This window comes from Desulfobacter curvatus DSM 3379 (genome assembly GCF_000373985.1).
In the GTDB taxonomy this organism is placed as follows: Bacteria; Desulfobacterota; Desulfobacteria; order Desulfobacterales; family Desulfobacteraceae; genus Desulfobacter; species Desulfobacter curvatus.
Genome location: NZ_KB893053.1, coordinates 18,492 through 43,691, shown reverse-complemented (window position 1 = coordinate 43,691; position 25,200 = coordinate 18,492). Strand labels below are relative to the sequence as shown.

Below are 25,200 nucleotides of genomic sequence, written 5' to 3'. Positions count from 1 at the left end.
CCTTATTTTTTTAATTTAATGAGAAACGGAATTGCCGTGAAGCCTGCCAGGGCGGATATGATAAACATCCTCTCCAGGTCGAATGCGTCGGCAAGGGCCCCTGCCACCACAACAGCTATGGATCTGACGGCAAAGGAGAGCATCATGAAAAGACCATTGGCGGCTGCTGGACTTTTTTTGGCATTCTCCTGGACCAGGGCCAGCATTACGGGGGTGGTTGACAATACGGTGAACCCTGTTATCAGCAGCGAAATCACCTGGACGGCACCTGTGGTTGTGGCAAACAATAAAATGGTTACAGGCGCTACGGTCAATGCCCAGAACAGCACGCGCCTTCGCCCCAGGCGATCGGACAAGGTGCCTGCGGAAAGGATGCCGGCAACGCCTGTGGCCTCATACAGGGTCAGTGCCGTGCCGCCCATCCACAACGAACCGGTGGCCTGTTCCACATATACTGTCAAAAACATGCCCATGGAACCGTGCATCATGGCCCGGGCCGAAAGGATGCCCGCCAGGGGATTGAGCACATGCCGGATTTCTTTGTAAGCTTGGGTTAAAGATCCCCGCCGCTTTGCTTTTACAGGTTCCTGGGAGGGTTCCAGGGTTATGAATAACAGCACGGAGGTGGCCAGAGCCAAAGCCAGGACAAAATGGAATTGGGCCAGCCCCAGGTAAGATACCGCAGCCACGGCAAGGATGGGGCCCATTGTCCTTGCAAGCTCGCCGCCGGTCATGAAAAAGCTCATGCCCCGGCCTTTGAATTTGCCCGAATACCTTGCCACCGCCACCGGCGCCGGGACATGGAAAAGGGATACCGAGATGCCGGCCACAAAGACCAGGACCAGCAGCATACCATAGGACGGGGCAATGCCGATGAGGCTCATGGGAATGGCAGTCAGGGTCGGGGCCAGGATAACCAGCCACCGGGCCAGCCCTTTGTTGTCTGCAAACAAACCGATGAACGGGTTGGCCAGGGATGGGATCTGCATGACCGTGGATAAAAGACCTGCCTGGCTCAGGGTGATGGAAAGCTTTTCAATGATCAGGGGCAGCAGGGGGGCCAGAAAGCTTGTGTAAATATCATGGACAAAATGGGCAAATGCAATGGTGGTGACCCTGGACGCTTGAAATTCGGACGTCTGTACCGAATTTTTATCTGGTATTGTCATTTAAAAATCAGCCTTTGCGACCACATCCATGGCTGCATGGGCCGTCATGTCGCACTGCAGCGGTGTGATGGATATAAAGTTTTTATGCAATGCACTGTCATCAGAACCTTCACATGGCACCGTTTGCTCCATACCGGCGTACCAGTAGTATGTCAGGTCCCTGGGATTTTGGCGGCGTTCGAACATATTGATCAGGTTGTTATCCGCCTGGGATGTTACCTGGGTTCCGGCAATCCGGTCAAAGGAAATGGCCGGTGCATTGATGTTCAGGAAAACCCCCGGGGGAAGATCCAGGGCCATGGCTTTATCCAGAATGGAAGCCGTATAGCTTGCCATGCCCTGAAAGTCCATACCATCACCGTACTGGATGGATACGGCAATGGCGGGAATTCCGTTAATGGCCGCTTCCCGGGCCGCGCCTACGGTACCGGAATAGTTGATGTTTACCCCGGTGTTGGACCCGGCATTGATACCTGAAATCACAAGATCCGGTTTCTGGTCGCAGATATCAAACAGGGCCAGTTTGACGCAGTCGGCCGGGTTTCCGGCAACCGCATGGCCAAAGTCGCTGTGTCCCAGGCGCACTTTCTGGTGTTTCAGCGGCGTGTGCAGGGTGATACCATGCCCCACGGCGCTTTTCTCCCTGTCCGGGGCAGCCAGGGTCACCTCATGGTCTGATTTTAAGGCATTGAACAGGGCACGAATGCCCGGGGCCTGGTAGCCGTCGTCATTTGTCACTAATATTTTCATAGCTTGTTTGGTTCCTGTTGCAGATTTGCGCGCTTAAAAAAATTTTTTGCGCTTGTGTTGATAAAACATAAAAGGGGAGACAACTGCAATAAAAATTGACAAAAAAAGGCTACGCCCTTATATATTATAAATTGATTAGCATATAAACAATAAAAAAAGGCAAAGGAATTCATGGGAAGAAAAAGCATATCGCATATCAGAAAACCTGAAATACTAAGACATACCTACAAGGTTGTGGAAGAAGAAGGCTTTAAGGGTATGACCATCGGTAAAATCGCAAAACGTATGGGCGTCAATTCAGGTCTGCTTATTCATTACTTCAAAAGCAAAGAAGGTCTGATCATGGAAATGGTAGATTTTCTTTATGAAACTTCCATGAATAATTATCTCAAGGAGCTGGAGACGCTCACCAGCCCCAAGGAGAGAATGGATACCCTGCTGGAAATCCTTTTTGACGCCAGCGGCACCTGGCCCCAGCGGGATGCGGTGTTCTGGTCCTGCTACGCCATGGGATTCAGGGATGAGAATATCAGAGAAAGAATCCGGGACATGATGCTTAAATTCATTGAGTTCGGCATTGAAGAGATCGCAGGATGGGAAGAGACGGGGCTTGCCAGTGTAGAAAACAAAAAGAGAGCCTCCGCTAAAATTTTTGCCCTGTCCGAGGGCTTCGGTATTGTGAAAAATTCACTGGATGATCCGGAGCTTATTAAGGAAGTTGCCGACTTTTTCAAAAATACCACCTTGAAAATTTTAAATTGCAAATCAGCATTAAATCGGGATCAGTCCTGAAAACCACCGTCCTGCTTTGCTGTTCCCGGTAAAGCTGTTTTACATCTTTTTTGACTTCTACAAAATCAGTGCCACAGATAGTGAAATATTTGAAACATATCTGACTATGGCCCAGGAAAGAGGCGATATTTAAACCACGAAGACCTTATTGGGGACTAGGCTCAGAAAACGGCTGCCGGTTTCCGTTATCTGGATCACGCTTTCTATGCCTGCGGCAAACCGGTCTTTAAAAATGAATTTCGGTTCCACGGCAAACACCATTCCCGGTTCAAGTACTGTGCTTCGCCCCTTTGAGATAATGGGATCTTCCACCAGTTCGAGACCAATGCCATGACCTAAAAATTTGGATTTTAATCCGGGAAGACCTAAAAATTGTTCCCCGTATCCCAGTTTGTCCGCCATGGTCACGGATCTTTGAAAAATCGTTTTCATGGCAACACCAGGCTTCATGGCCTCCTTGACATGGAAAAGAATGTCAATGGCTGCCTGGCTTGCCGCATCGGCCTGGCTGTCCATTTTTCCGGCCACAAACATCCGGGATTCATCCATGTGATAGCCAAAGGCCATGGTGCCCAGATCAATGAGTACGGGATCATTTTTTTCAATCACCCGGGTGCCTGCACCAAAGGGATAGGCCGTGTACATACCGGTGCCGCATACCGGGGAATCAAGCGCCCCGGACTGCCCCCCGCTTTCCCCTCCCATGATATGGAAGGTAAACCCAACGGATCTGTAATGGCGCGTCTGAAGGCGGCCCGAGTGGCCCTGGGTCCTGGCAAAGGCCTCAATGCGGCCGGCAAGGTCTGTTTCCCGGGTGCCGGGTTCAAGGTTTCCGGCGATAAAGTCAAACACCCGGTTTGATATTTTTGCCACATCCTGCATAAGGCTAAGTTCATATTCTGACTTTATAGCCCGGCAGGACATGATCAGCGGCGTGGCATCCTGCCAGGTACAACCAAAAAACAACGACTGATAAAATTTGAAATCCCTGACCGGAACAAGGTCAAACGCGATGCCCATGGTTTTTGCAAAACCGCCGTGTGTGTCCTTGATGATTTGGGGGATTTCCGTGACGGAATGCACCGGGACAATCTGGGCCAGCGGGCTTTCGGCAACCGCTCTGGGAAGGTATCTTTTTACGAATAAAAGAGGTTCATGGTCCAGGGCCACGTATAGCCAGGCATCCTGGCCCGAGCCGCTGAAGTAGTAATAATCAGGCCTGTGGGTCAGAAATACCCCGTCCACGCCGGCCTGGGCCATCTTTTTTTTCAGAGTTTGTATCCGCCGGCTGATTTCTGCTTCAGGGGTCAAATCCAGGGGCAAAAGTTTGTCTATCATTTTTTCTCAATTATGTTGTTTATCGCACTTGAAGTTACTTGTTTACTTTATCAGTATATTCTAGATTTTCAAAGGGTTTGGATAAAGGGCAACATACCGACAACCGGAACCGCTGTTTTGGTAACGGTTTTGGTGGTTTTTCTTTTTTTTATGTTTGACATCCGGCGATTTTATATTAACTTCAAATAAATTTTTTAATTTTCAGGAGAAAAAATATGGCAGATTTGACAGCAGTTATGGAAACTTCAAAAGGCACCATTAACATTACGCTTTTTGCAGACAAGACCCCGTATACCGTGGGGAATTTTGTAAACCTTGCCAAACGGGAATATTATAACGGTTTAACCTTTCACCGTGTGATTGCCGATTTCATGATCCAGGGCGGATGTCCTTACGGCAATGGTATGGGCGGCCCGGGTTACGAATTTGAAGATGAATTCAAAAAAGATCTCAAACATGATAAACCCGGCATCCTGTCAATGGCCAATGCCGGTCCAGGGACAAACGGCAGCCAGTTTTTTATTACCCATGTGCCCACGCCCCATCTCGACGGTATGCACACGGTATTCGGGGCTGTTGTCAGCCAGGCCGATCAGGATGTGGTCAACAGTATTACCCAGGGAGATACCATTGAAAGCATCACCATCAAAGGCAATGTGGGTTCTGTGTTCAAAAAAGTTAAACCCAAACTGGATGAATGGAATAAAACTTTGAATAAGTCCTTTCCCAAGCTTCCCAAAGCTTAAATTCGCCTTTAAACAAAAAGACCTTTTGCTGCTTGATCATGCGGCAAAAGGTCTTTTATTTTTGATTCAGCGGTTTTGTCTCTAATGTTCGGTTATCAGTCCAGGTCAATGTACAAAGGGATAATATGAAGGGACGCGGAATTTTCCTCAGTATCCCCCAAACGCCAGTTTTTCGCCGGAATTCCGGCTTCTTTGATTTTTTCAATCATGCCGTTGATATTGATCAAGGGGTGCCGGGTAAATACATTGGGCAGTCCGTATGTCAGGCTGCACACCAGGCATTTGTCCGGCCGGCGCAGCAGATTAAAGGCAAGGACAATCCGGCTGCCGGAAATGCTGATAGGCTCCAGCCTAATGTCATAGGCGCCTTCTGAGGCATCACCATACAACGCATCAAAAAACTGATCACTTCTTTCCGGCGGCAACAGCTCATCTAAAAAGTCCTGGGTGAGTATGCTGTCAAAATCTTTTTGAACCATTTTTCTCTATCCTTTTTTATTGCCAGTATGTTCATTAGATCAGATTTCTCTTCTATTCTTTTCATGCGGGAAAATCAAGGGATAAACCTGGAAATCCGGGCTAATTGCATGTAACTTGTCTCCAGCTTGATACCACTTCCATTGGATTATACGGTTTGGAACGCCCTTTGTATTAAATTTAAAAAGCTGTCGCTTAACCATTTGATCTTGCTTCGGTATCTGGTACAATGAAAACTTAAAAGAGAGAAGGGGCTTCCGTAACGGGTGTCCATTCGTAAAAAATGTCTATATTCTGTTCATTGCCAGTCATAAAAATGGAAATAATTAAATGAAAACGTTAAAAATTTCCCGGGGGTTTGACCTGAATGTGGCTGAACAGCCCGATTTGAGTTGTGCGCACCTGGCCCTGCCGTCCAGTTTAGGGTGCTGTGCCGGGGATATACCGCATATTCGGCCTAAATTGCTGGTTAAAGAGGGGTGGCACGTTAAAACCGGCCAGCCGTTGTTCACAGATAAGCGGGATACGACCATACAGTATGTCTCTCCGGGAACCGGCCAGGTGGAAACGGTTGTTTACGGGCCCCGGCGGCGCTTGATGGAGGTGGTGATCGCCATTGAGTCCGAAGATGAGTATGTTGAATATGATCCGGTTGCGTTGGACGGCATCGCGGGCATGCCCCGGGATGCGCTTGTGACGGCCCTGAAACAAGGCGGCCTGTGGCAGAGCTTGCGCCAGTTTCCTGCCCTGGATTTCGCAAATCCCGATCATTCTCCCGCCGTAATTATTGTGGCCATGGACGGCAATGACATCTTTTCGCCGCGCCCCAATTTCATCCTTCAAGATAACATTAGTGCCTTTGAAGCGGGCATGGCGGTTTTGCGCAGGTTTTCAAATCGGCTTGCCGTGGTCTGCCGGGAAAGCAGCCTGGAAGGTATCCAAGCGTTGGGCAGTTCAGTTTCGGACCAGATCACCCATACCGCCCCGGACATCTATCCGGCCTGGCACCCCGGTGCCGTGCTCTATCAGATCAAGAAACAGGCGGCGGAGAACAGCGCTTGGTGTATCCGTCTGGATCATCTGGTCATGATAGGCCGTTTTTTACTATCCGGGCGGTATCCGGTTGAGAAAATCGTCACCATTACCCAGCCCGGCGAACGGAAGCCCCATATGCGGGTCCGCCAGGGCATGCCGTTGTCTGCCCTGGCCGGAAAAATGCCTGGGAATAGTATTGCCACCACAGGCCGCTTCAATGGCCGGATTCTGGAAATGGATGCCCATATCGGTTTTTTTGAAAATACGGTCAATATCATTGAGGCCGGGCCTGGGGAAGAGATGTTTGGGTTTGTCCGGCCGGGCCTTGACAAGCCCACGGTATCGGCTACCTTTTTGTCTTCCCTGTTCCGGCGCCCGGCAAAAATGGACTGCACCCTTCACGGGGAAGCACGGGCCTGCATTAACTGCTCCTATTGCGAACGGATCTGTCCCAATGATCTTATGCCCTCTTTTATCATGAAGGCGCTACATGCCGGTGAACTTGAAGACGCATTGGCGCTTGGACTCATGGATTGCTGCAAATGCGGGCTGTGTTCATTTACCTGCCCATCAAAGATTGAACTGACCCGGATACTTTCGGACGCCATGGACGCCTATTACAAGGACAAATAATGAAGAATCCGTTAAAAAAGTTTTTTGATGATACAAAGCCCTTGTTTACCGGAGACGGGAAGTATAAGAAGTTTGAACCTGTCTGGGACGCCACAAAAACATTTTTCTTTCTGCCTTCCCAGAGAATTAATGTTATGCCCTTTGTCCGGGACCATCTGGACCTGAAGCGCTACATGAGTATTGTGATCCTGGCACTATTGCCGGTAACATTTTTCGGGATATACAATACCGGCTACCAGGCCGGCATCGGGGCCGGAGAAGCCTGGTCTGTGATCCAATGCTTTCTTTTTGGTGCCTGGTATGTGTTGCCCATAATTATTGTTTCTTATGCTGTGGGGTTTGTTTGGGAGTTTCTCTTTGCAGTCATCCGGGGACATAAGATATCCGAAGGACTTCTTGTCACAGGACTGCTTTTCCCCTTGACCCTGCCCCCCACCATCCCCTTGTGGCAGGTGGCCCTTGGCATTTCCTTCGGGGTGGTGATCGGCAAGGAGGTGTTTGGTGGAACGGGCCGCAATATTCTTAACCCGGCACTGACCGGGCGGGCCTTTCTGTTTTTTTCCTACCCGGTCTCCATGTCCGGGGATGTATGGGTGGCGGGCAAGCATCTGGTGGACGGCGTAACCGGGGCCACGGCGCTTTCCGTGACGGGTGCCGGGGGGCAGTCCATCACCGCATCCCTTTCCAATGCCGGTTATTCCCTGGGGCAACTTTTCATTGGATTTGTGCCGGGCAGTGTGGGGGAAACGTCCGCGCTTTGCTGCCTGATCGGTGCCGCCATTCTCATGGTGACCCGTATTGCCAATTACAGGATCATTATCGGCGGCATTGCAGGGCTTGTCATCACCGGTATTATTGTCTACCTGATCCCCGGGAGGCAGGGTACCTGGTCCAATGCCGGTCCCCTTTACCATTTGTGTGCCGGTGGATTTTTGTTCGGCATTATCTTTATGGCCACGGATCCGGTCTCCGCGCCGGGTACCAACCCGGGGCGTTGGATTTTCGGAGCTGCCATTGGTTTTTTAACCGTGATCATCCGGGTGGGCAACCCTGCGTTTATGGAAGGGGTGATGCTGGCCATCCTGTTTATGAACGTGTTTGCACCTCTGCTGGACCACCTGGTACTCAAGTATAAATCATCAAAGAGGATACCCAATGTTTGAGAAAAACTCAAAAGCCCATGTCATCCTTTTTGCCCTTGTCCTGTCCGTGGTGTGCAGCCTTTTGATTACGGCGGCGGCAACGGGCCTTAGGGACCGGCAGCAGGAGAACATGGCCCTGGACAAAAAAGTGAACCTGCTCAGAGCCGCAGGCCTTGTGGATGCCGGCAAAAAGCTTGGGAAAGACACCATTAACACCCTTTATGACCAGCGCATTGAAGAGGTGGTTGTGGACCACCGGGGAAAAATTATGGAAACTGAAAACCCCGACGGCATGCATTTGTATTTTGTCCATGCACAGGGCGCTGGGAACAGTCATGACTTAAAGGATATTTCCGGTTATATCGTACCCATCAATACCCGGGGGCTGTGGGGAAAAATTCATGGGTACCTGGCCTTTGAGAATGACGGGCAGACCGTATCGGGATTTTCCGTGTTCAGCCATTCTGAAACCCCGGGCCTGGGTGGGGAGATTGAAAGTGCCTGGTTCCAGAAGAATTTCAAGGGTAAAAAGATCCTTAATTCCCAGAATAAATTTGTCTCCATCGGCATTGCCAAGGGAAAAGCCGGTGATCTGCCCAAAGATGAACAGAAAAATTATGTGGACGGTATCTCCGGGGCCACCCTGACAGGCCGGTATCTGTCCGAAGGCATTAAAAATACCCTGATGAAATACGAGGGGGTATCGGTGACCTTCCGGCAGAAACAATTAAAAGCGAAAGATGGAGATCCATCCCATGACTGAAATATGCAAAAGGTGAACCATGAAGCTTAAATCCAAAAGTGAATACCAGGACATTCTGATCAAGGGCCTGTGGAGCCAGAACCCCGTGGCCTACCAGGTGCTCGGGATCTGTTCAGCCCTGGCCGTAACCGTGAAGATGTCCACGGCCGTTGTCATGGCCCTGGCCCTGACCGCTGTAACCGCCTGCTCATCCATGATTATCTCATCCATGAGAAAGATCATTCCCTCCAACATCCGGATCATTGTGGAACTGGCCGTTATCTCCACCCTGGTGATCGTTACAGACCAGGTGCTTAAAGCCTATTTTTATGACATCTCCAAACAGCTCTCCATTTTTGTGGGGCTGATTATCACCAACTGCATTGTTTTAGGCCGTGCCGAAGCCTTTGCCCTGGCCAATGATCCCATTGATTCTTTTGTGGACGGCATTGCCAATGGTCTGGGTTATGGTCTGATCCTTGTGGTGGTGGCCTTTATCCGGGAGCTTCTGGGGTCGGGGAAATTTTTAGGATTCCAGGTGGTCCCGGGCTTTTTATATGATCTTGGTTTCCAGAATATGGGGCTGATGGTGCTGGCCCCGGGCGCCTTTTTTGTCATCGGCCTTCTGGTGTGGCTGAAAAATTCTTTGCCCGGCATATCAAGCCAAAAAAAATAAGGAGCTGTCATGGGCGATCTATTCAGTCTGTTTATCAATTCCGTTTTTATCGGCAATATCCTTCTGGCCTATTTCCTTGGGATGTGTTCCTTTATTGCGGTGTCCAAAAATGTGGATACTGCGGCAGGGTTGGGGTTTGCCGTTATTTTTGTGCTTTCTGTCACATGCCCGGTCAACTGGATGATCTATCACGGATTTCTGGCCCCGGGCGCTATGTCCTGGCTGGGACTTCCCGATCTTGACCTGAGCTTTTTAAAATTCATTACTTTTATTGCCGTGATTGCCGCCCTTACCCAGGCCGTGGAGATGGTTATTGACCGGTATTCGCCTGAGCTTTACGCGACGCTGGGAGTGTTTTTACCCCTGATTGCCGTAAACTGCGCCATTTTGGGCACCAGTCTTTTTATGGTGGAGCGAAATTATACCTTCATGGAATCTATCATTTTTGGCGCAGGTTCCGGCACCGGCTGGATGCTGGCCATTGTCACCATGGCCGCTATCCGCAAAAAAGCCCGGTATTCGGAAGTGCCAGACGGTTTGCAAGGGTTCGGGTTTACTATGATCATTGCCGGATTGATGGCCATGACCTTTATGATGTTTTCAGGAATTACATTATAAGGAGGCATATCTTTGATTTATATTATCAGCATTGTGGTGTTTACCGTCGTTATCGGTGTTCTGGTTATGGTGCTTCTGTTTGTGGAGGCAAAAGTGACCACAAAGGGAGAACATGTGGTGACCATCAACGGTAAGGCCGACGAGGCTTTGACTATTTCGGGCAATCCCACGCTTTTGTCTGCCCTGGCGGGTAAAGAGATCTTTTTGCCCTCGGCCTGCGGCGGGTCCGGGTCCTGCGGGATGTGCCGGTGCAAGGTCCTTGAGGGCGGCGGCAGTGTGCTGCCCACAGAGCTGTCGCATTTAAGCCGGAAAGAAAAAGTAGAAGGGATTCGTCTCTCCTGTCAGCTTAAAGTCAAAGAAGACCTTTCCATTGAGGTACCTGAATCCATTTTCGGCATTAGAAAGGTGGATGCTGAAGTGGTGTCCAATAAAAATGTGGCCACGTTTATCAAAGAACTCGTGCTGCGTCCTTCCGACCCCTTTGATTTCAAGGCCGGGGCCTATATTCAGATTGATGTGCCCGAATATGAAATTGATTTTAAAGATTTTCATATTGCAAGCAAGTATGTCAGTGAATGGAAAAAGTATAATCTTTTAGAGCTGACCTCCAAAGGGATAAAGCCTGGATTCAGGGCCTATTCCCTGGCCAATCCACCCCATGACAAAGAGGTCCTCATGCTCAACGTACGCATTGCAACGCCGCCGCCGGGCACCGAAGGCATTCCTCCGGGATTTGGTTCCTCCTATGTGTTCGGGCTTGAACCCGGGGACCGGGTGATGGTGTCAGGCCCTTACGGGGATTTCATGGCAAGGGATACGGACCGGGAAATGTGTTTTATCGGCGGAGGCGCCGGTATGGCGCCTTTGCGTTCCCATATTCTGCACCAGCTGGACGGTATTAATTCCGGCCGTAAGATCTCCTTCTGGTACGGGGCCAGATCCATCAAAGAGATGTTTTACGACGAAGATTTTAAAGAACTTGTGGAAAAATATTCCAATTTCTCCTACCATGTGGCCTTGTCCGCCCCCGAACCAGAAGACAACTGGACCGGCCGGACCGGGTTTATCAACACCTATCTTGTGGAGACATACTTAAGTACCCATGAAGATCCGGCTGAGATTGAGTATTACCTGTGCGGTCCGCCGCCCATGATTGATTCGGTTATTGATAGCCTTTACGAGATGGGTGTGGAAGATGATATGATATTTTATGACAAGTTTTAAAGGAATTGGATGCAAACTTCGTTTTTAGGGAAAATCCTGCACACCCCCCTGGTGCTGGCATCAGGTGTGCTCGGCAACAATAAAGCCATTTTAGAAAGGGTCTGGGAAAACGGGTGCGGGCTTCCCACCATGAAGTCCATTGGACCCGCCCCCCGGGAGGGCCATAAAAATCCAACGGTCATTGACCTTGGCAACGGCATGATCAATGCCGTGGGACTGCCTTCGCCGGGCTACTTGAACATGGAAGAGGAGTGGCAGGAACTGTCGGACCGGGACTTTCCCGTAAACGCCAGCATCTACGGCGGGTCCGTGGATGAATTTGTCCGGGTGGCGGAGTTTGTTTCTGCAAAGAAGCCGGACTTTATTGAACTGAATATCTCCTGCCCCAATTCGGATCAACACGGCATGATTTTCGGGGTGAATGCCCAATCTTCCCATGATGTTGTGGCCGCGGTTAAAAAAGTAATTCATGTGCCCCTGATTGCCAAGCTGACGCCGGCAGCCCCGGATATCGCAGCCATTGCAAAGGCGTGCGAGGATGCCGGTGCCGATGCCATCTGCGCCATTAATACGGCCGGGCCGGGCATGGTGATTGACATTGAGTCCCGGCTGCCTGTGCTTGCCTTTAAAAAGGGCGGGCTTTCAGGTCCCATGATCAAACCCATTGCCGTGCGCTGTGTGTACGATATTTTTCGATCCGTATCCATTCCCATTATTGGCCTGGGCGGCATCAGTACGGGAGAAGATGCCATAGAGATCATCATGGCAGGGGCGACCCTTGTGGGAATTGGCACAGCCGTGAGGTACCGGGGTATCACCGTGTTTGATAAGGTAAATAAAGAGATCGACGATTGGCTGGCGGCCCACGGCACCACCATGGAAGAGATCCGGGGTGCAGCCCACAGGGAGGCCCTATGATTACGCAGTTGCTGCCCGCCATGGTCAAGGTGGCGGACAAGGACGTTCACAGTCCGGAGTTTGCCACCCTTTATATCAATGAGTCCATTGACTTTAAACCGGGCCAGTTTATCATGGTGTGGATTCCCGGTGTGGATGAAAAACCCTATACCATTTCCCATCACAGTCCGGACCGCTTCGGCATTACCGTGGAAGCCAAGGGTGTTTTTTCAAAAAAAGCTGTCTCCCTTGGACCTGGTGATAAAATCGGTATTCGTGGGCCCTTTGGCAATGGATTTAATATGGGAATCGGTCATAAACGGGTTGCCGTTGTGGCCGGCGGCTGCGGTATGGCCCCCCTTGCCCCCCTTGTGGAGGCTTTTCAGGCCAATAACGGGCCTGAGGTTCTGCTGATCCAGGGAGCCCGGTCCAAGTCTTTTCTACTCTACCCGGACCGGTTCACGGCAAAAGCCGAAATCTGTACCGATGACGGATCAAAAGGGTATAAAGGATTTGTGACGGATATCCTGGTACGGAAAATAGAAGAACTGTCAGCGGCTTCCGCCCCTGGTTTTGATATGGTCTATGCCTGCGGTCCGGAAATCATGATGGCAAAGGTGTTTGAAGTTTGTGAAGCCCACGGCATCCCCTGCCAGGTCTCCCTGGAACGGTATATGAGATGCGGGTTCGGCGTGTGCGGGGCCTGTGTCTGCGGTCATGCCGTGGTGTGTAAAGACGGGCCGGTGTTTGGCTCAAAGATGTTGAGAACCATGGCGGATTTTAATACCCGGGCACTGTTGAAAACCGGCAGACCGGTGCCGTTAAATGAGTATGCAGCCTGGCGCTGCCAGTAAAAGGAAAAAGAATGAATTATAAAGAGGAATTTATTGAGTTTCTGGTGCAGTGCAATGCCCTGAAGTTCGGTGAGTTTGAGCTGAAAAGCGGTAGAATTGCCCCCTATTTTATTAATACCGGCATGTTTGATACCGGATCAAAGATTAAAAAATTAGGCACCTATTATGCCAGGGCTATTGACGCCCATTTTAAAGAAGATTTTCACGGGATTTACGGACCTGCATACAAGGGTATTCCTTTGTGCATCACGGCAGCCTGCGCCCTGGCTGACATGGGCATTGACAAGGGGTATGTGTTCAACCGCAAGGAAGCCAAAACCTATGCCGATAAAAGTGCTGTGGTGGGCATGCCGTTGACCTCCGACACCCGGCTGATCCTGGTGGATGACGTCATCACTTCGGGCAAGGCTATCCGGGAATCCCTGGAAATTCTAAAAGGCTGCAGCAATCCCCAGGTGTGCGGCATTATTATCAGCGTGAACCGCCAGGAAAAGGGGAAAACAGACAAAAATGCCCTGGCAGAGGTGGCAGATACCCTTGGTATTCCCATTTTTGCCATTGTGACCATACGGGAGATCATTGAGTTTCTCCACAACCGGGAAATCGCCGGCAAAATTGTTTTGGATGACCCAATGAAAGCAAAGATCGAAAACTATCTGAAAACCTATGGTGCAGAGAGTTGAAGTTAATTCAGCCCATGGTTTAAAATTCATAATCAAAATACAAAAATCCCGGGAAAGTAACCATTCAAAGCCAGGCCCTCAGGTGCAATGCCTATTTAAAAAGAGTATCTATTGAATATGCCCTTTCTTTTTTCCAACAGTTTTAAAATCCAACGCTAATGCCATAGTAACATTTTTTGTTTATTGCTTCGGGGTTGTTTCCGAGTCCCTAAATTGAAACAATTTTCCCTTTCCCGGGATTATTTTTGATTCACACAACCCAAAACGGAGGAGAAGAACAATGAAAAAGCTTGCCGTTGTAGCAGCAGGGCTCATTCTGGGCCTGTGTCCGGCTGCGGTTTTTGCCCACGGCCATGGATTAACGCAAAACAAGCACTACCATCAAAAGCACCACCACCATCAACAGCATCGTGCATCCCAGAAGCTGTTCCGGCATGTCGGCACATTTGATGTCATGGCAGGCAACGGTTCCGGGGTTGCTGAAATTGTTGACGTCACCACTGACGGCAAACAGCTAGTGTATACTGACGGCGAAAATAGCGCCATCGGTTTTGTGGATATCTCTGATCCGGCCAATCCGGTCGGCCAGGGTACCGTAACCGTCGGCGGTGAGCCGACCAGCCTTGTGGTTCTTGATCCCCTGGTGCTGGTGGGCGTTAATACCTCTGAAAGCTATGACAATCCTTCCGGTCAGCTGGTGGTGGTTCACCGCAATACTCGCCAGATTGTTGCCGTGCATGAACTGGACGGTCAGCCCGACTCTCTTGCCCTGGCCCCGGATCACAAACGCGCCGCCATTGTTATCGAAAATGAACGGAATGAAGACCTTAACAACGGGATTATTCCCCAATTGCCGTCCGGCACCCTGCTGATCGTTGATCTTCGAGGGCCTGCCAAAAATTGGAAAATCACCGAAGCCGATTTTTCTGATGTGAAAGAAACGGCTTTTTCAGGCACGGACCTGGAAGTTGAGTATGTGGACATCAACAGCCGCAACCAGGCTGTGGTCTCTTTCCAGGAAAATAATCATCTGGCCATTGTAGACCTTGTCACCGGCAAGACCGTCAACAATTTTTCTGCCGGGAAGGTGGTTTTGAACAATGTTGACACCAAGGAAAATGACCTCATCGAATTTAACAGCCGGATCGAAAAGCGTGCGGAGCCCGATGCCGTATCCTGGATCAATAATAATACCTTTGCAACGGCCAATGAAGGCGACTACGAAGATGAAAACGGTGAAGAGGGCGGCAGCCGCGGATTTACCATTTTTAATACCGCGGGGTCAGTTGTCTATGAATCCGGGGAATCTTTTGAACTGTGGCTGGCCTCCATGGGCCATTACAATGAAGGCCGTTCGGAAAACAAAGGTTGTGAACCCGAGGCTGTTGAAGTCGGTGTTTACGGCAAAAATCAGACCCTGCTCTTTGTGGGTTCCGAGCGCTGTAATGCTGTCGGTGTTTACGATGTGAGTAACTCTGATGAGCCCAAAGCGTTGCAGGTGCTGCCCACGGGTATCGGTCCAGAGGGGCTGAAAGCCATTCCAAAACGCAATCTTTTTGTCGCTTCCACTGAGACAGAGGTGGCTGATGACGGGATTCCGACCATGATCAATATCTACCAGCTTAAAAAAGGAGACCCCGCCTATCCCATGATCTCTTCTGCCACTGGCGACAACGACACACCTATTCCCTGGGTAGCCCTGTCAGGTCTTGCCGGTGATCCTGAAAATCCGGATATCCTTTATGCGGTAAGTGATTCCTTTCTTGCCCAAGGATTTATTTACACCATTGACGTTTCCAGGAAACCAGCCTTAATCGTTGACCGTATGCCGGTTACGGGCGCAAGTGAAAGCCTTGATCTTGAAGGTGTTGCTGTTGGCCCTGACGGCAACTTCTGGCTGGGCAGCGAGGGCGACGCCGCCGACCGTCCCAACCTGATCCTCAAGGTGAACCCTGAAACAGGTGCGGTCATAAAAGAAGTGAAGCTGCCCTCGGATCTGGAATCCCAAGCCCTTAAAAACGGTTTTGAAGGGATTGCCGTAACCGGCGAAGTCGACGCAGAAGTCATTTATGTGGCGATTCAACGCGCCTGGCCGGACAGCGGAGACACCAAAAAAGTAAACACCAAAATCGGTCGTTATGATGTGGCCAATGATGCCTGGTCATTTGCCTACTATCCCCTGGAAAAGGAAGGAGACGGCGGCTGGATTGGCCTGTCCGAACTGACCCTTCTGCCTGACGGGACCTTTGCGGTTATCGAGCGTGACAAGGGCTGGGGACTGAGCACGGGGAATAATGCCGAGCTTAAAGCTGTGTATGGCGTTGACCTTGCCTCTACCGAATTCCGTACCTGGAACGACTCAGAAGGACTGGTCACCCTTGACAAAACGCTGCTCTGGAATCTTGTGCCGGAGATGACCCATGCAAGTATCTGGACTGCTGAGAAACTTGAAGGTCTGGCTGTGGCAGCCAACGGCATGGTTTATGCGGTTACCGATAACGACGGTGTGGACGATGCTACGGGTGAAACCTTGTTCCTGCGTCTTGGCCTCTGGAAAAAGCCCTGAGTTTTATCCTTTTTGGGGCCTACCGGTAAAAGATACTGCGCTTTAGACAGAAGAAGATAGAGTTAACCGGGTCGGCGAATTTGCCGGCTCGGTTTGTTTAGGGGACATTTTTGACTGCAAAGAGGCTAAAATCTATGGTGCAGACTGTCGAAGAGAATGGTGCCCATGGTTAAAATCAGCAATTATTTTTTGATTTTCTTTTATCTGTTTTGATAAAATCAGGTAAAAATTTTGCCGTATCAAAGGTTTTGGGTGGTGGGTGAACAAGGCTGCAGTTTTCTTTGGAAAAATTTCCTTTATGGTGTCATATCCGCTTTCTAAAATAACAGGCATATAATCAATCTCACCTGAAATCAGTTTTCTGAAATTGGCTTCCTCGTTTTCTGCTGTCTGTGACAAAAGCCGGTCTGAAAAAATTGCGGCATCAAAAAGATCCTCATAGCGCATCCCTTCAACAATACCTGCCCTGTAGCGCCCCAGATCATCAAGTTGCTGCCAGTCAAATTTGTTGGATTTCAGATGAAAAAAAACAATGTCTGCCGCAATGAGGGGGGTACTGAAATAAAAATCATCATTTCGGCTTTGGGTTTTTTTCCAGAGAATCGTGCCGTCAACCAGACCGTCCTTTGCCATATTAAAGGCGCTGAGCCTGGATCTGAAAATGAAGGAGACCTGGTAGTTTTCCAATGCAAATGCCCGGGTCACGATGTCTTCCACTTTGTTGGAAAAGGAGGGCTCAAAATTCCGGGATGGTGTTTGGGGTGGCCGAAGTCCTGTACTGATCGTGATTTTCCGGGCCGGGCCAAATACTTCCTTCTGGGCCCTAAGAACATATTTGTCTATGAGATGTTCGTTTTTCATCTGTTCCAGTACTGATGCCAGGGGTTCTGCCAGGTGGGCATATTTTTTGTTCAGATAGGGATAAAAGGGCAGGGTTCCTAAAGAACCGGCATTGTATATATCTTTATGCCTGAATTCTTTTTCCTTGAGAATGCTGTCAATGGCATCTGAGAATCCCAGAAACATCTCGATTCTTTTCGATACAAGCATCCGCAGACCCTGGGTATAATTCATTGCGCCATAGAACGCTTGGGATTTTGAACGATACTGTCGAACCATCCGATCAAGATAGCCGCCGCCTTTGCTGAATCCGATAACGATATTTTCATATTTTTTTAAGTCCTGCCATCCATCCACCCGAATATCCGCACTTGTGGAATAAACACAGAGGTGACTTTCCCATATGGGTTCTTTTACCTGTATCAGATTGGGATATTCTTTTTGCAAAGCCGGGGTCATCCAGCCCCTTGCACATTCTCCATCAATCCGTCCGGCATTGGATTCCGGAAGGGAGCGTTTCAGCGGATACAGATTGTAGGCAAAGGTATAACCCAGTCTGGAAAAGGCCTCCTTATAACATAGTTCCATGGCCCGGTTACACATACCGCATCCGAGATTAGACATCGCAAAAACAATGGGTTCCCTGTCAATATGTTCCAACGGCCGGTGAGCCGCGACCTTTTCCTGTGCCGCGGACCCGTCGGCAGCCAAGGGAAAAAGAGAACAAACAAGACTGATCCACAGTATAAAAACTGCTTTTATGATTGCCATTGCTTTATCGAGAGCCTTTTATTTTAGCGTACCCGTCACAAAGTAAAGGGCTGGGATAAATTATAATGCCCGGCTGATGATTTTAAGACCATCCAGGGTCAGGGCCAAGTCCACGGATTCAATGGCATTGGATACTTCGGCAATGAGCGGGGAAAGTCCGCCCGTGGCAATGATCATGGGCGTGGTCTTCATTTCCTGTTTCATCCGGTCCACCATACCGTCCACCATGGCTGCGTTGCCGAAAATGATGCCGGACTTGATGCTCTCAATGGTGTCATTACCGATCACCCTTTCCGGTGCTTTGAGCATTTCTACCCGGGGCAGGCGCGATGCTCTATGGAACAGTGCTTCCGATGAGATCACCACGCCGGGACAGATGGCGCCGCCAAGGTATTCACCTTTTTCCGAGATGGCATCAAAGGTGGTTGCTGTGCCGAAATCAATGACGATCAGTGCCTTTTTATATTTTTCATAGGCTGCCACGGCATTGACAATGCGGTCTGCACCCACTTCGTTGGGGTTGGAATAGAGAATGGGCATCAGCCCTTTTACGGATTTTGCATTGATCCACAATGGTGTAATACCCAGATAGCGTTCGCAAAACGCGTTTAATATCCTCACGGACGACGGTACCACGGAGGATATGACTATTTTTGTGATGTTGGTGAGTTGGATGCCTTTGTCGGCAAACAGAGCCCGGGCCAGGATATTGAACTCATCGGCCGTGGTTTCCCTGATGGTTCTGATACGCCAGTCCTGCTTCAACCTGTCGTTCTCATAAACGCCGATCACCGTATTGGTATTGCCCACATCTATTACCAGCAGCATGTTTTTTTCCTTTGGTGTCTATTCAATTTTAACGGTAAATACCCGGGGTGAGGCATTGGTCATGACCAGCTCCACGGGGATGTCAATACAGGCGTGCCGGGCATATACCCCGGGTTTAAGCCCCGCAAGATCCATAAACGCATGAATTTTGTTTGTCAGGGTCGTGTTGTTCAAATTTTCCTGGTGACCTTTAAGGTCAATGGAAATGGTTGACGGTTCAATGCTGATTTTTTTACCGGGCCGATTTTGAAGCTCTATTGGAATCTGTTCAATGGTTCGGATCCCGGTGAGCGGCTGAACCTGCACGGACACCACAAATATGGACTGGGCAACCGTGAACAGTTCCGGCTGGTCAAGGTCCAGGGGAACTTCCTTTTTAAAATTTTCATTGGCATTGGTCAGATCCACGGGTTTGGTGGAGAGCTGTTCAATTCGATTGATCAGGGATTTTGCACCGGTCAGGGCCACGGTGGCAGGTTCACACACCGGTGAAAGCGCCATATACCCCTTGGCCGTTTCTCCGATATACGGAACCGTCACCTTGAAGACCCGGGTTACTTTTTTTTCCAGGCGGATGTTTAAATAGGAGGGCGTGATTTTAACAATGGAAGCAAAACGTCCCAGAGGAATTCGGGTTTTATCCACAGGTAGCAGATAGCGTCCCGGTTCAATGGCATCCGTACCGCCTGCCGGGTCAAAGGCCAGGTCGGTGTAGATGTCCGCAGGATAGACCAGACTTCTTTCTGCCAGTTTTTCAATGTGTTTGGGCCGGCATTTGATCCTGACTTCGATTTTATCCGTGTGAAAATTGGTCAAAATCATATCATCCGGAACATTGGCATAATCCACAGGTAGAAGCAGGTTTGTTTCCCGGGGTTCCTGGGTGCAGGCGGCAAAAATAATAATCGTTATGACCGCAGCCGCAACAGATATTGGGACGGCCGGAGGAAAAAATGAAGATATCCGGCTGCGCTTAAGCATTCCTGATGGCGTCAATGATGTGTGAGAATGCGCACACCGCTTCAACATCATGGACCCGGATGATGTGTGCGCCGTTCATCAAGGATGCTGCACAAGCAGCCAGGGTCCCGTATTCGGTGCCGGCATCCCTGGGCCCGGTCTTTTTGCCCGACACATTAGCCAGCACATTCCGGATAAAGGTTTTTCTGGACGGGCCCATGAGTACCGGATAGCCTAATGCCGTGAGCTGGTGGAGCTCCTTGATCAGAACAAGGTTGTGCGCAACGGTTTTACCAAACCCTATGCCCGGGTCCAGGATAATATTTTCCGGTGCCATGCCTTTTTCAAGCACAAAATTAACCCGTTCTTGCAGATAGGTGATGATTTCACCCATGAGATCATCATAGTTTGGATTCACCTGCATGGTTTCCGGGGTGCCTTTCATGTGCATGAGAACAGCAGGGGCACAGGTCTCCACGGCCACATCCACCATGCCGGGGTCTTTTTCAAAAGCGGAGATGTCATTGATGATGGAGCCACCTGCGGCAAGGGCTTCTTTCGCCACCTTTGCTTTCACCGTGTCAATGGAGATAGGAATATCAATCCGGTCTGCAATTGCCTCAATGACAGGGATGGTCCGGTCAAGCTCTTCTTGTTCACTCACCGGTTCGGAAAACGGCCTGGAAGATTCTCCACCGATGTCCAGAATATGGGCGCCTGCCGTCACCATCTCTTGGGCCCGGGTCAGGGCTTTATCCAGAGTGGTGTATTTCCCCCCGTCTGAAAAGGAATCCGGTGTGGTGTTCAGGATACCCATGATACAGGCCCTTGGACCCAAATCCAATTTGAAGCGGCCAAATTCAAGTGTAAAGGATGTGGTGGTCAATACAATGTCCTAATTAGTGATTGAACGAAAAGTCTCCTGCGTCATTGCATCCGGGTAACTTTTCGTCCAATCACGGGTTTTTGTTCAGGCACTAATTATCCTTGGAATCAACTGATTTATCAGAATCCTGCGTGTCCGGATCAGGGTCTTTTGTTTCTGTATCGCCGTCGGAGCCGTCATCTTTAACATCTTCCTGCTCATCCGGTTCTGGCTTCTCTTCTTCTTTGGGCGGCGCTTGTTCTGTTCGGATATTCCGGCGTCCAAAAAAATCAAAATCCGGGCGAAGGCTTGCAATAAGATCATCAAGTTCAGGCCCCATAATGGTTTCCTCTTCCATGAGAAGGTCGGTCAGGGCATGAAGGATGTCGATGTTCTCCTCTAAAATGGTTTTGGCCGTACTGTATGCGCGGCTGATCAGGCCTGCCACTTCGGCATCTATCTTCTGGGCCGTGGCTTCTGAATAACCTTTGGCCTGGGTCATTTCCCTGCCGATGAAGATATTGTCATCATGATCTTCATAGGAGAGCGGTGCCATGGCATCACTCATGCCGAAACTTCTGATCATGCGGTTGGCAAGTTTGGTGGCCTGCTTTATGTCATTGGAAGCTCCTGTGGAGATTCGTTTGAATATGATCTCTTCGGCCACACGGCCGCCAAAGCCAATGGCCAGTTCGTTTTCCAGCTGGTCCTTGTATTTGAAATCCCCTTCCTCGGGCAGAAACCAGGTCACCCCGGCGGCCCTTCCCCTGGGGATAATGGTGATTTTATTCACAGCATCCGTATTGGGCAGGAACCGGGCCACCAGGGCATGGCCACCCTCGTGGTAGGCTGTGGTCTTTTTTTCGTCTTCCTTGATTACCTTGGATTTTCTTTCAAGCCCCATGTAAACCTTGTCCTTGGCATCTTCAAAATCGCGCATGGACAATTTTTCTCGGTTACGTTTGGCTGCCAGAAGGGCTGCCTCGTTGCACAGGTTTTCCAGATCTGCACCGGAAAAACCGGGGGTCCCTTTGGCAAGAGTGGTCGGGTCCACGTCATTGGCCAGGGGGCTTTTTTTCATGTGCACCCGCAAAATGCCTTCTCGGCCTTTGATGTCCGGCATATCCACCACCACCTGCCGGTCAAACCGGCCGGGGCGCAGCAGTGCCGGGTCCAGAACATCGGCCCGGTTGGTGGCTGCCATGAGAATAACCCCTTCATTGGATTCAAACCCGTCCATCTCAACCAACAGCTGGTTCAAGGTCTGTTCCCGTTCATCGTGCCCGCCACCGAGGCCTGCGCCCCGCTGGCGGCCCACGGCATCAATCTCGTCAATGAATATGATACAAGGCGCGTTTTTTTTGCCCTGGGCAAACAGATCCCTGACCCGGGATGCGCCCACACCCACAAACATTTCAACAAAATCGGATCCGGAAATGGTGAAAAAGGGAACACCTGCTTCCCCTGCCACGGCCCGGGAAAGCAGGGTCTTTCCGGTACCGGGATTTCCCACAAGGAGCACGCCCTTGGGGATGCGGCCGCCCAGCCGGGTATATTTACTGGGGTTTTTCAGGAAGTCCACTACCTCGGTGAGCTCCTCCTTGGCCTCATCAATGCCTTGGACATTAGCAAAGGTGACCTTCTCCCCCTTGTCATCCATGAGCCTGGCCCGGCTTTTTCCAAAAGAGAGGGCTTTCCCGCCGCCGCCGCCACCCTGCATCTGACGCATGAAAAAGATCCACACTCCGATGAGTACAATCATGGGCAGCCAGGAAACGACAATGGACATGAACCAGGATGACTCAGCCGGCGGCTTGGCCTTGATGGCCACCCCGCTTTTGCGCAGGATATCGATGAGTTGGGCATCGTCCGGGGCATAACTGTTGAACTTTGCACCGCTGGTATCTGTAATGATCAGATCCCTGCCCTGGATAACCACACTTTGAATCCGCCCGTCTTCCACAAGGGATAAAAATTCTGAATAGCCGAGGTCGGACTGGCCGCCCTGCTGTTGGTTGAATATATTGTAAAGCATGACCATCATCAGGACAATCACCAGCCAAAGGGAGATATTTTTATAGAATTGATTCAATGCATTTCCTCTCTTAGGATTTATATGAAAATCTGTGTAACCAACACCGATTTTTCAACTTTGGTTGTGGGCTGAGTCTGGGTGTTGATAGACCACATCAGCCCATGGCTGTCAGCAAAAACGTCAATAAGTATATATAAACATAAATTTATTTTATACAAGGGTCAGAATCGGGGTTTTCGTCCGGTTGTCCCTTTTGATACCTGCGGGTCTTAAGATGCCTGCCAAGCGTCCGCAGTGGTGTTTCTTCTTTTTTTATACGCATAGTGTCCCTTTGTTTGTATACCCGGATTTGGCCGGGAAGGTCCAGACTCTTTCCTGATTCTCCTTTTTTGCCTGCAAAGTAAAGGATATCCCGGATATGGATGTTGGAAATTCGTCTTAAATTTTGTTTTACCGACAAAAGTGCGGCACGGATGACCCGGGCCCCCAGCGCCCGGTCAAGTTTGTTAATCGCTGATATGGACAAATCAATCTGCTCTTTTTTTTTCCCTGTTGTTGCTTTGTCCAGGGCGGCTTGGGCCATCTGGTCCAGAAAATCATCCTCCTGTGCGATGATGCCGGAGAGCCGCTCTATCCCTGCTTTAATGTCTGGATTGAACTCCTTTTCAAGAAACGGAATCAGACGATGCCGGATCCGGTTGCGCAGGTAGGATGTGTCCTCATTGGACCCATCAATTCTATATCCCTGGTTTATTTCATCAAGAAACGCCAGGATGTCTGCTCTGGGTATCCGGATCAGCGGACGTATAAATTTGCCCTGCCTGACCGGCGGAATACCCCGAAGGCCAAGGGGGCCGGTTCCTCGCACAAGATTCATTAAAACCTGTTCTATATTGTCATCCCGGTGATGGCCCAGGGCAATACGGTGAAATCCTTTTTCACATGCCACCCGGGTAAAGAAATCATACCTGGCATTCCTGCCGGCCTCTTCTACACAGAGCCGCTGCTTTTTCGCAAGTTCTGCTATATTTTTTTTTTCAACGACCAGGTCAAGATTGTGCTCCCGGGCAAATTCACAGACAAATGTCTCATCAGCCAGGGCGTGGCTGCCCCGAAGCATATGGTTCAGATGTGCCAGGCCTATACGGATGCCCAGATCTTTTTTTAAACCTGTTAAAACCTTTGCCAGAGCCATGGAGTCAGGACCGCCGGAAACGGCGATCAATATACTGTAGCCGGGAGCAATCATATCGTGTTCCCGGATTGTGTCAAGCACCTGGTCTGTAAATTTCTGGGCAAAGGATGATTGGGCCGTCATTTGTTATTAATGTTGCTTGTGAAATACAGATGATTGTTTCAGTGTCATAAATTCTTAATAACAGAAAACAGACCTAATATGCAATGCCCGCAGCTTTGGGTTCACACGTCAATTAAAAATATAGTCCGACATCTCATCGGATGAAAAGTCCTTTGCAAGGGGAATTTTTATCTGCTTCTTTTCCTTTGCCGACAGGTATAACGCCAGAACGGATTCAACAGACATCATGCCTGATTTTGCATCAGCAATGGTCGATTTTTTGTTAAGCACGGCATCTCTCAGGTCGGCGTATATTCTGGCATGGGGATTTGTCAGGGAGAACAGGCCGGAAAGCCCTTTTGACCGGAGCTCTTTTATCAAGTACTCAAGGGTTTTCTTTTTCCCGTTGATTCTGATGTCAAAATATGGCCTGCCACGGCGTATCCCCATACGAAAGCCGCCCTTTTCTCCAAGCAGGTAAAAAGCCGCCTCGTGGTCCCGGGAAGGCGAGTTGGTTGTCCCTTCGATTTGGCACAGCGCCCCATTGTCAAGCTTGAGTGTCCCAAGGGCGATATCTTCTGCCTCCATGTCATGGAAGCGTTTTCCAAGCATTGCATTTGCTGCTGTGGCTTGGCCGTTCATCAGCCAGCAGATAAGATCAATGGCGTGGACACACTGGTTCATGAGCACCCCGCCGTCGTGTTCCCATGTGCCGCGCCAGGCGGTCTGATTGTAATATGATTGATCATGTCCCCAACGTACAACTACCGAGCCGTGACTGATTTTACCGAACCGTCCGGCAGCAACATCCTTTTGCAGATTCCCGACAACGGGGAAATAACGGAAAATATGCCCCATGGCAATTCGCTTGTTTTTTTGTTCGGAAATATCAAACAGCTCTTTGGCCTGGCTTACGCTCATACTCATGGGCTTTTCAAGAAGAATATGAGATCCGCTGAGCATCGCCGCTTTTGCGATGGCATAGTGCAGCCCTGAAGGCACCGTTATTGATGTGATATCCGGTTTTTCCTTTTCAAGCATTCGGTTATAATCCGTATATGTTGTTACGGTATTTTTGATTTGATGCTTTTTTTTGTCTGACAGTTTGCAGGAATCAAACAATGTGTCAAACGCCTTGGGGGATGTGTCTGCCACAGCACAGAGCAAAAGGCCGCTGTGCCTTTTTGTTATGGCCATGATGTGCTTGACGGCAATCCGGCCGCATCCGATCAGTGCCACCCGAAGCAGTTTTTCAGCCATTT

At 49.9% G+C, this 25,200-nt stretch carries 23 protein-coding genes; 12 read left to right on the top strand and 11 right to left on the bottom strand.

Going from position 1 to position 25,200, the window contains the following annotated elements; all coding sequences use genetic code 11:
* Positions 1-2 precede the first annotated feature (2 nt).
* Together B147_RS0111400 and surE are read right to left on the bottom strand one after the other, a co-directional pair.
* A complete protein-coding gene (locus B147_RS0111400; protein ID WP_020587328.1) occupies positions 3-1,169 on the bottom strand; it encodes an MFS transporter in 1,167 nt (388 codons plus the stop codon).
* A complete protein-coding gene (surE, locus tag B147_RS0111395) occupies positions 1,170-1,919 on the bottom strand; it encodes a 5'/3'-nucleotidase SurE (RefSeq protein ID WP_020587327.1) in 750 nt (249 codons plus the stop codon).
* Between the two features lie 171 nt (positions 1,920-2,090).
* On the opposite strand from surE, the gene B147_RS0111390 reads away from it, so the two are divergent.
* A complete protein-coding gene (locus B147_RS0111390; RefSeq protein WP_020587326.1) occupies positions 2,091-2,711 on the top strand; it encodes a TetR/AcrR family transcriptional regulator in 621 nt (206 codons plus the stop codon).
* Between the two features lie 129 nt (positions 2,712-2,840).
* On the opposite strand, the gene B147_RS0111380 is transcribed toward B147_RS0111390, so the two are convergent.
* On the bottom strand, positions 2,841-4,049 hold the full coding sequence (locus B147_RS0111380; RefSeq protein WP_020587324.1) for a M24 family metallopeptidase: 1,209 nt from the start codon (positions 4,047-4,049) through the stop codon (positions 2,841-2,843).
* A gap of 215 nt (positions 4,050-4,264) precedes the next feature.
* Here B147_RS0111380 and B147_RS0111370 point away from each other — a divergent pair, with 215 nt between their 5' ends.
* Positions 4,265-4,795, top strand: coding sequence for a peptidylprolyl isomerase (locus B147_RS0111370; RefSeq protein WP_020587322.1), 531 nt, complete (start codon positions 4,265-4,267; stop codon positions 4,793-4,795).
* Positions 4,796-4,890: 95 nt separating this feature from the next.
* Here B147_RS0111370 and B147_RS0111365 read toward each other — a convergent pair whose 3' ends face one another.
* Positions 4,891-5,274, bottom strand: a complete 384-nt coding sequence (locus tag B147_RS0111365) for a hypothetical protein (protein ID WP_020587321.1) — start codon at positions 5,272-5,274, stop codon at positions 4,891-4,893.
* 328 nt (positions 5,275-5,602) lie between these two features.
* On the opposite strand from B147_RS0111365, the gene B147_RS0111355 reads away from it, so the two are divergent.
* The 10 genes from B147_RS0111355 to B147_RS28205 all read left to right on the top strand — a co-directional run bounded on the left by B147_RS0111355 (position 5,603) and on the right by B147_RS28205 (position 16,342).
* Entirely contained in the window at positions 5,603-6,940 is a 1,338-nt protein-coding gene (locus B147_RS0111355; RefSeq protein WP_020587319.1) for a 4Fe-4S dicluster domain-containing protein, read from the top strand.
* The gene (locus tag B147_RS0111350; RefSeq protein WP_020587318.1) at positions 6,940-8,103 is read left to right on the top strand and encodes an NADH:ubiquinone reductase (Na(+)-transporting) subunit B; all 1,164 of its coding nucleotides are present in this window, start codon (positions 6,940-6,942) and stop codon (positions 8,101-8,103) included. Before B147_RS0111355 ends, B147_RS0111350 begins: the two co-directional genes overlap by 1 nt.
* Complete coding sequence (locus tag B147_RS0111345; RefSeq protein WP_020587317.1) at positions 8,096-8,845, top strand: FMN-binding protein; 750 nt, start codon at positions 8,096-8,098, stop codon at positions 8,843-8,845. Before B147_RS0111350 ends, B147_RS0111345 begins: the two co-directional genes overlap by 8 nt.
* 19 nt (positions 8,846-8,864) lie before the next feature.
* Positions 8,865-9,500: an NADH:ubiquinone reductase (Na(+)-transporting) subunit D gene (locus B147_RS0111340; protein ID WP_020587316.1), complete on the top strand. Its 636-nt coding sequence runs from the start codon at positions 8,865-8,867 to the stop codon at positions 9,498-9,500.
* Positions 9,501-9,509: 9 nt separating this feature from the next.
* Positions 9,510-10,118 carry an NADH:ubiquinone reductase (Na(+)-transporting) subunit E gene (gene nqrE, locus B147_RS0111335; RefSeq protein WP_020587315.1) on the top strand — a complete coding sequence of 203 codons (609 nt, stop codon included), beginning with the start codon at positions 9,510-9,512 and terminating at the stop codon, positions 10,116-10,118.
* Between the two features lie 12 nt (positions 10,119-10,130).
* Positions 10,131-11,342 (top strand): NADH:ubiquinone reductase (Na(+)-transporting) subunit F, encoded by a 1,212-nt coding sequence (nqrF, locus tag B147_RS0111330; RefSeq protein ID WP_020587314.1) that lies wholly within the window; start codon positions 10,131-10,133, stop codon positions 11,340-11,342.
* 9 nt (positions 11,343-11,351) lie between these two features.
* Positions 11,352-12,260 carry a dihydroorotate dehydrogenase gene (locus B147_RS0111325; RefSeq protein ID WP_020587313.1) on the top strand — a complete coding sequence of 303 codons (909 nt, stop codon included), beginning with the start codon at positions 11,352-11,354 and terminating at the stop codon, positions 12,258-12,260.
* Positions 12,257-13,093, top strand: a complete 837-nt coding sequence (locus B147_RS0111320; protein WP_020587312.1) for a dihydroorotate dehydrogenase electron transfer subunit — start codon at positions 12,257-12,259, stop codon at positions 13,091-13,093. Before B147_RS0111325 ends, B147_RS0111320 begins: the two co-directional genes overlap by 4 nt.
* An 11-nt stretch (positions 13,094-13,104) precedes the next feature.
* The gene (pyrE, locus tag B147_RS0111315) at positions 13,105-13,776 is read left to right on the top strand and encodes an orotate phosphoribosyltransferase (RefSeq protein ID WP_020587311.1); all 672 of its coding nucleotides are present in this window, start codon (positions 13,105-13,107) and stop codon (positions 13,774-13,776) included.
* 280 nt (positions 13,777-14,056) lie between these two features.
* Complete coding sequence (locus B147_RS28205) at positions 14,057-16,342, top strand: esterase-like activity of phytase family protein (protein ID WP_020587310.1); 2,286 nt, start codon at positions 14,057-14,059, stop codon at positions 16,340-16,342.
* Positions 16,343-16,474: 132 nt separating this feature from the next.
* Here B147_RS28205 and B147_RS0111305 read toward each other — a convergent pair whose 3' ends face one another.
* The 7 genes from B147_RS0111305 to B147_RS0111275 all read right to left on the bottom strand — a co-directional run bounded on the left by B147_RS0111305 (position 16,475) and on the right by B147_RS0111275 (position 25,198).
* Positions 16,475-17,953: a substrate-binding periplasmic protein gene (locus B147_RS0111305; protein WP_020587309.1), complete on the bottom strand. Its 1,479-nt coding sequence runs from the start codon at positions 17,951-17,953 to the stop codon at positions 16,475-16,477.
* A gap of 60 nt (positions 17,954-18,013) precedes the next feature.
* Positions 18,014-18,781, bottom strand: coding sequence for a type III pantothenate kinase (locus B147_RS0111300; RefSeq protein ID WP_020587308.1), 768 nt, complete (start codon positions 18,779-18,781; stop codon positions 18,014-18,016).
* Between the two features lie 18 nt (positions 18,782-18,799).
* Entirely contained in the window at positions 18,800-19,762 is a 963-nt protein-coding gene (locus B147_RS0111295; RefSeq protein WP_020587307.1) for a CdaR family protein, read from the bottom strand.
* Complete coding sequence (gene folP / locus B147_RS0111290) at positions 19,755-20,627, bottom strand: dihydropteroate synthase (protein WP_020587306.1); 873 nt, start codon at positions 20,625-20,627, stop codon at positions 19,755-19,757. Before folP ends, B147_RS0111295 begins: the two co-directional genes overlap by 8 nt.
* 91 nt (positions 20,628-20,718) lie before the next feature.
* Positions 20,719-22,698 carry an ATP-dependent zinc metalloprotease FtsH gene (gene ftsH / locus B147_RS28200; protein ID WP_020587305.1) on the bottom strand — a complete coding sequence of 660 codons (1,980 nt, stop codon included), beginning with the start codon at positions 22,696-22,698 and terminating at the stop codon, positions 20,719-20,721.
* 148 nt (positions 22,699-22,846) lie between these two features.
* Positions 22,847-23,959: a tRNA lysidine(34) synthetase TilS gene (tilS, locus tag B147_RS0111280; protein ID WP_020587304.1), complete on the bottom strand. Its 1,113-nt coding sequence runs from the start codon at positions 23,957-23,959 to the stop codon at positions 22,847-22,849.
* A gap of 108 nt (positions 23,960-24,067) precedes the next feature.
* Positions 24,068-25,198 carry a Gfo/Idh/MocA family protein gene (locus B147_RS0111275; protein ID WP_020587303.1) on the bottom strand — a complete coding sequence of 377 codons (1,131 nt, stop codon included), beginning with the start codon at positions 25,196-25,198 and terminating at the stop codon, positions 24,068-24,070.
* Positions 25,199-25,200 lie beyond the last annotated feature (2 nt).

What these genes read in the sequence shown, in the direction of transcription:
- B147_RS28205 (WP_020587310.1), top strand. Translation starts at nt 14,057, where the DNA reads ATGAAAAAGCTTGCCGTTGTAGCAGCAGGGCTCATTCTGGGCCTGTGT.
- B147_RS0111320 (WP_020587312.1), top strand. Translation starts at nt 12,257, where the DNA reads ATGATTACGCAGTTGCTGCCCGCCATGGTCAAGGTGGCGGACAAGGAC.
- B147_RS0111350 (WP_020587318.1), top strand. Translation starts at nt 6,940, where the DNA reads ATGAAGAATCCGTTAAAAAAGTTTTTTGATGATACAAAGCCCTTGTTT.
- B147_RS0111380 (WP_020587324.1), bottom strand. Translation starts at nt 4,049, where the DNA reads ATGATAGACAAACTTTTGCCCCTGGATTTGACCCCTGAAGCAGAAATC.
- B147_RS0111390 (WP_020587326.1), top strand. Translation starts at nt 2,091, where the DNA reads ATGGGAAGAAAAAGCATATCGCATATCAGAAAACCTGAAATACTAAGA.
- B147_RS0111295 (WP_020587307.1), bottom strand. Translation starts at nt 19,762, where the DNA reads ATGCTTAAGCGCAGCCGGATATCTTCATTTTTTCCTCCGGCCGTCCCA.
- tilS (WP_020587304.1), bottom strand. Translation starts at nt 23,959, where the DNA reads ATGACGGCCCAATCATCCTTTGCCCAGAAATTTACAGACCAGGTGCTT.
- pyrE (WP_020587311.1), top strand. Translation starts at nt 13,105, where the DNA reads ATGAATTATAAAGAGGAATTTATTGAGTTTCTGGTGCAGTGCAATGCC.
- B147_RS0111365 (WP_020587321.1), bottom strand. Translation starts at nt 5,274, where the DNA reads ATGGTTCAAAAAGATTTTGACAGCATACTCACCCAGGACTTTTTAGAT.
- B147_RS0111305 (WP_020587309.1), bottom strand. Translation starts at nt 17,953, where the DNA reads ATGGCAATCATAAAAGCAGTTTTTATACTGTGGATCAGTCTTGTTTGT.
- B147_RS0111370 (WP_020587322.1), top strand. Translation starts at nt 4,265, where the DNA reads ATGGCAGATTTGACAGCAGTTATGGAAACTTCAAAAGGCACCATTAAC.
- surE (WP_020587327.1), bottom strand. Translation starts at nt 1,919, where the DNA reads ATGAAAATATTAGTGACAAATGACGACGGCTACCAGGCCCCGGGCATT.
- B147_RS0111345 (WP_020587317.1), top strand. Translation starts at nt 8,096, where the DNA reads ATGTTTGAGAAAAACTCAAAAGCCCATGTCATCCTTTTTGCCCTTGTC.
- B147_RS0111275 (WP_020587303.1), bottom strand. Translation starts at nt 25,198, where the DNA reads ATGGCTGAAAAACTGCTTCGGGTGGCACTGATCGGATGCGGCCGGATT.
- B147_RS0111355 (WP_020587319.1), top strand. Translation starts at nt 5,603, where the DNA reads ATGAAAACGTTAAAAATTTCCCGGGGGTTTGACCTGAATGTGGCTGAA.
- B147_RS0111300 (WP_020587308.1), bottom strand. Translation starts at nt 18,781, where the DNA reads ATGCTGCTGGTAATAGATGTGGGCAATACCAATACGGTGATCGGCGTT.
- B147_RS0111325 (WP_020587313.1), top strand. Translation starts at nt 11,352, where the DNA reads ATGCAAACTTCGTTTTTAGGGAAAATCCTGCACACCCCCCTGGTGCTG.
- B147_RS0111340 (WP_020587316.1), top strand. Translation starts at nt 8,865, where the DNA reads ATGAAGCTTAAATCCAAAAGTGAATACCAGGACATTCTGATCAAGGGC.
- B147_RS0111400 (WP_020587328.1), bottom strand. Translation starts at nt 1,169, where the DNA reads ATGACAATACCAGATAAAAATTCGGTACAGACGTCCGAATTTCAAGCG.
- nqrE (WP_020587315.1), top strand. Translation starts at nt 9,510, where the DNA reads ATGGGCGATCTATTCAGTCTGTTTATCAATTCCGTTTTTATCGGCAAT.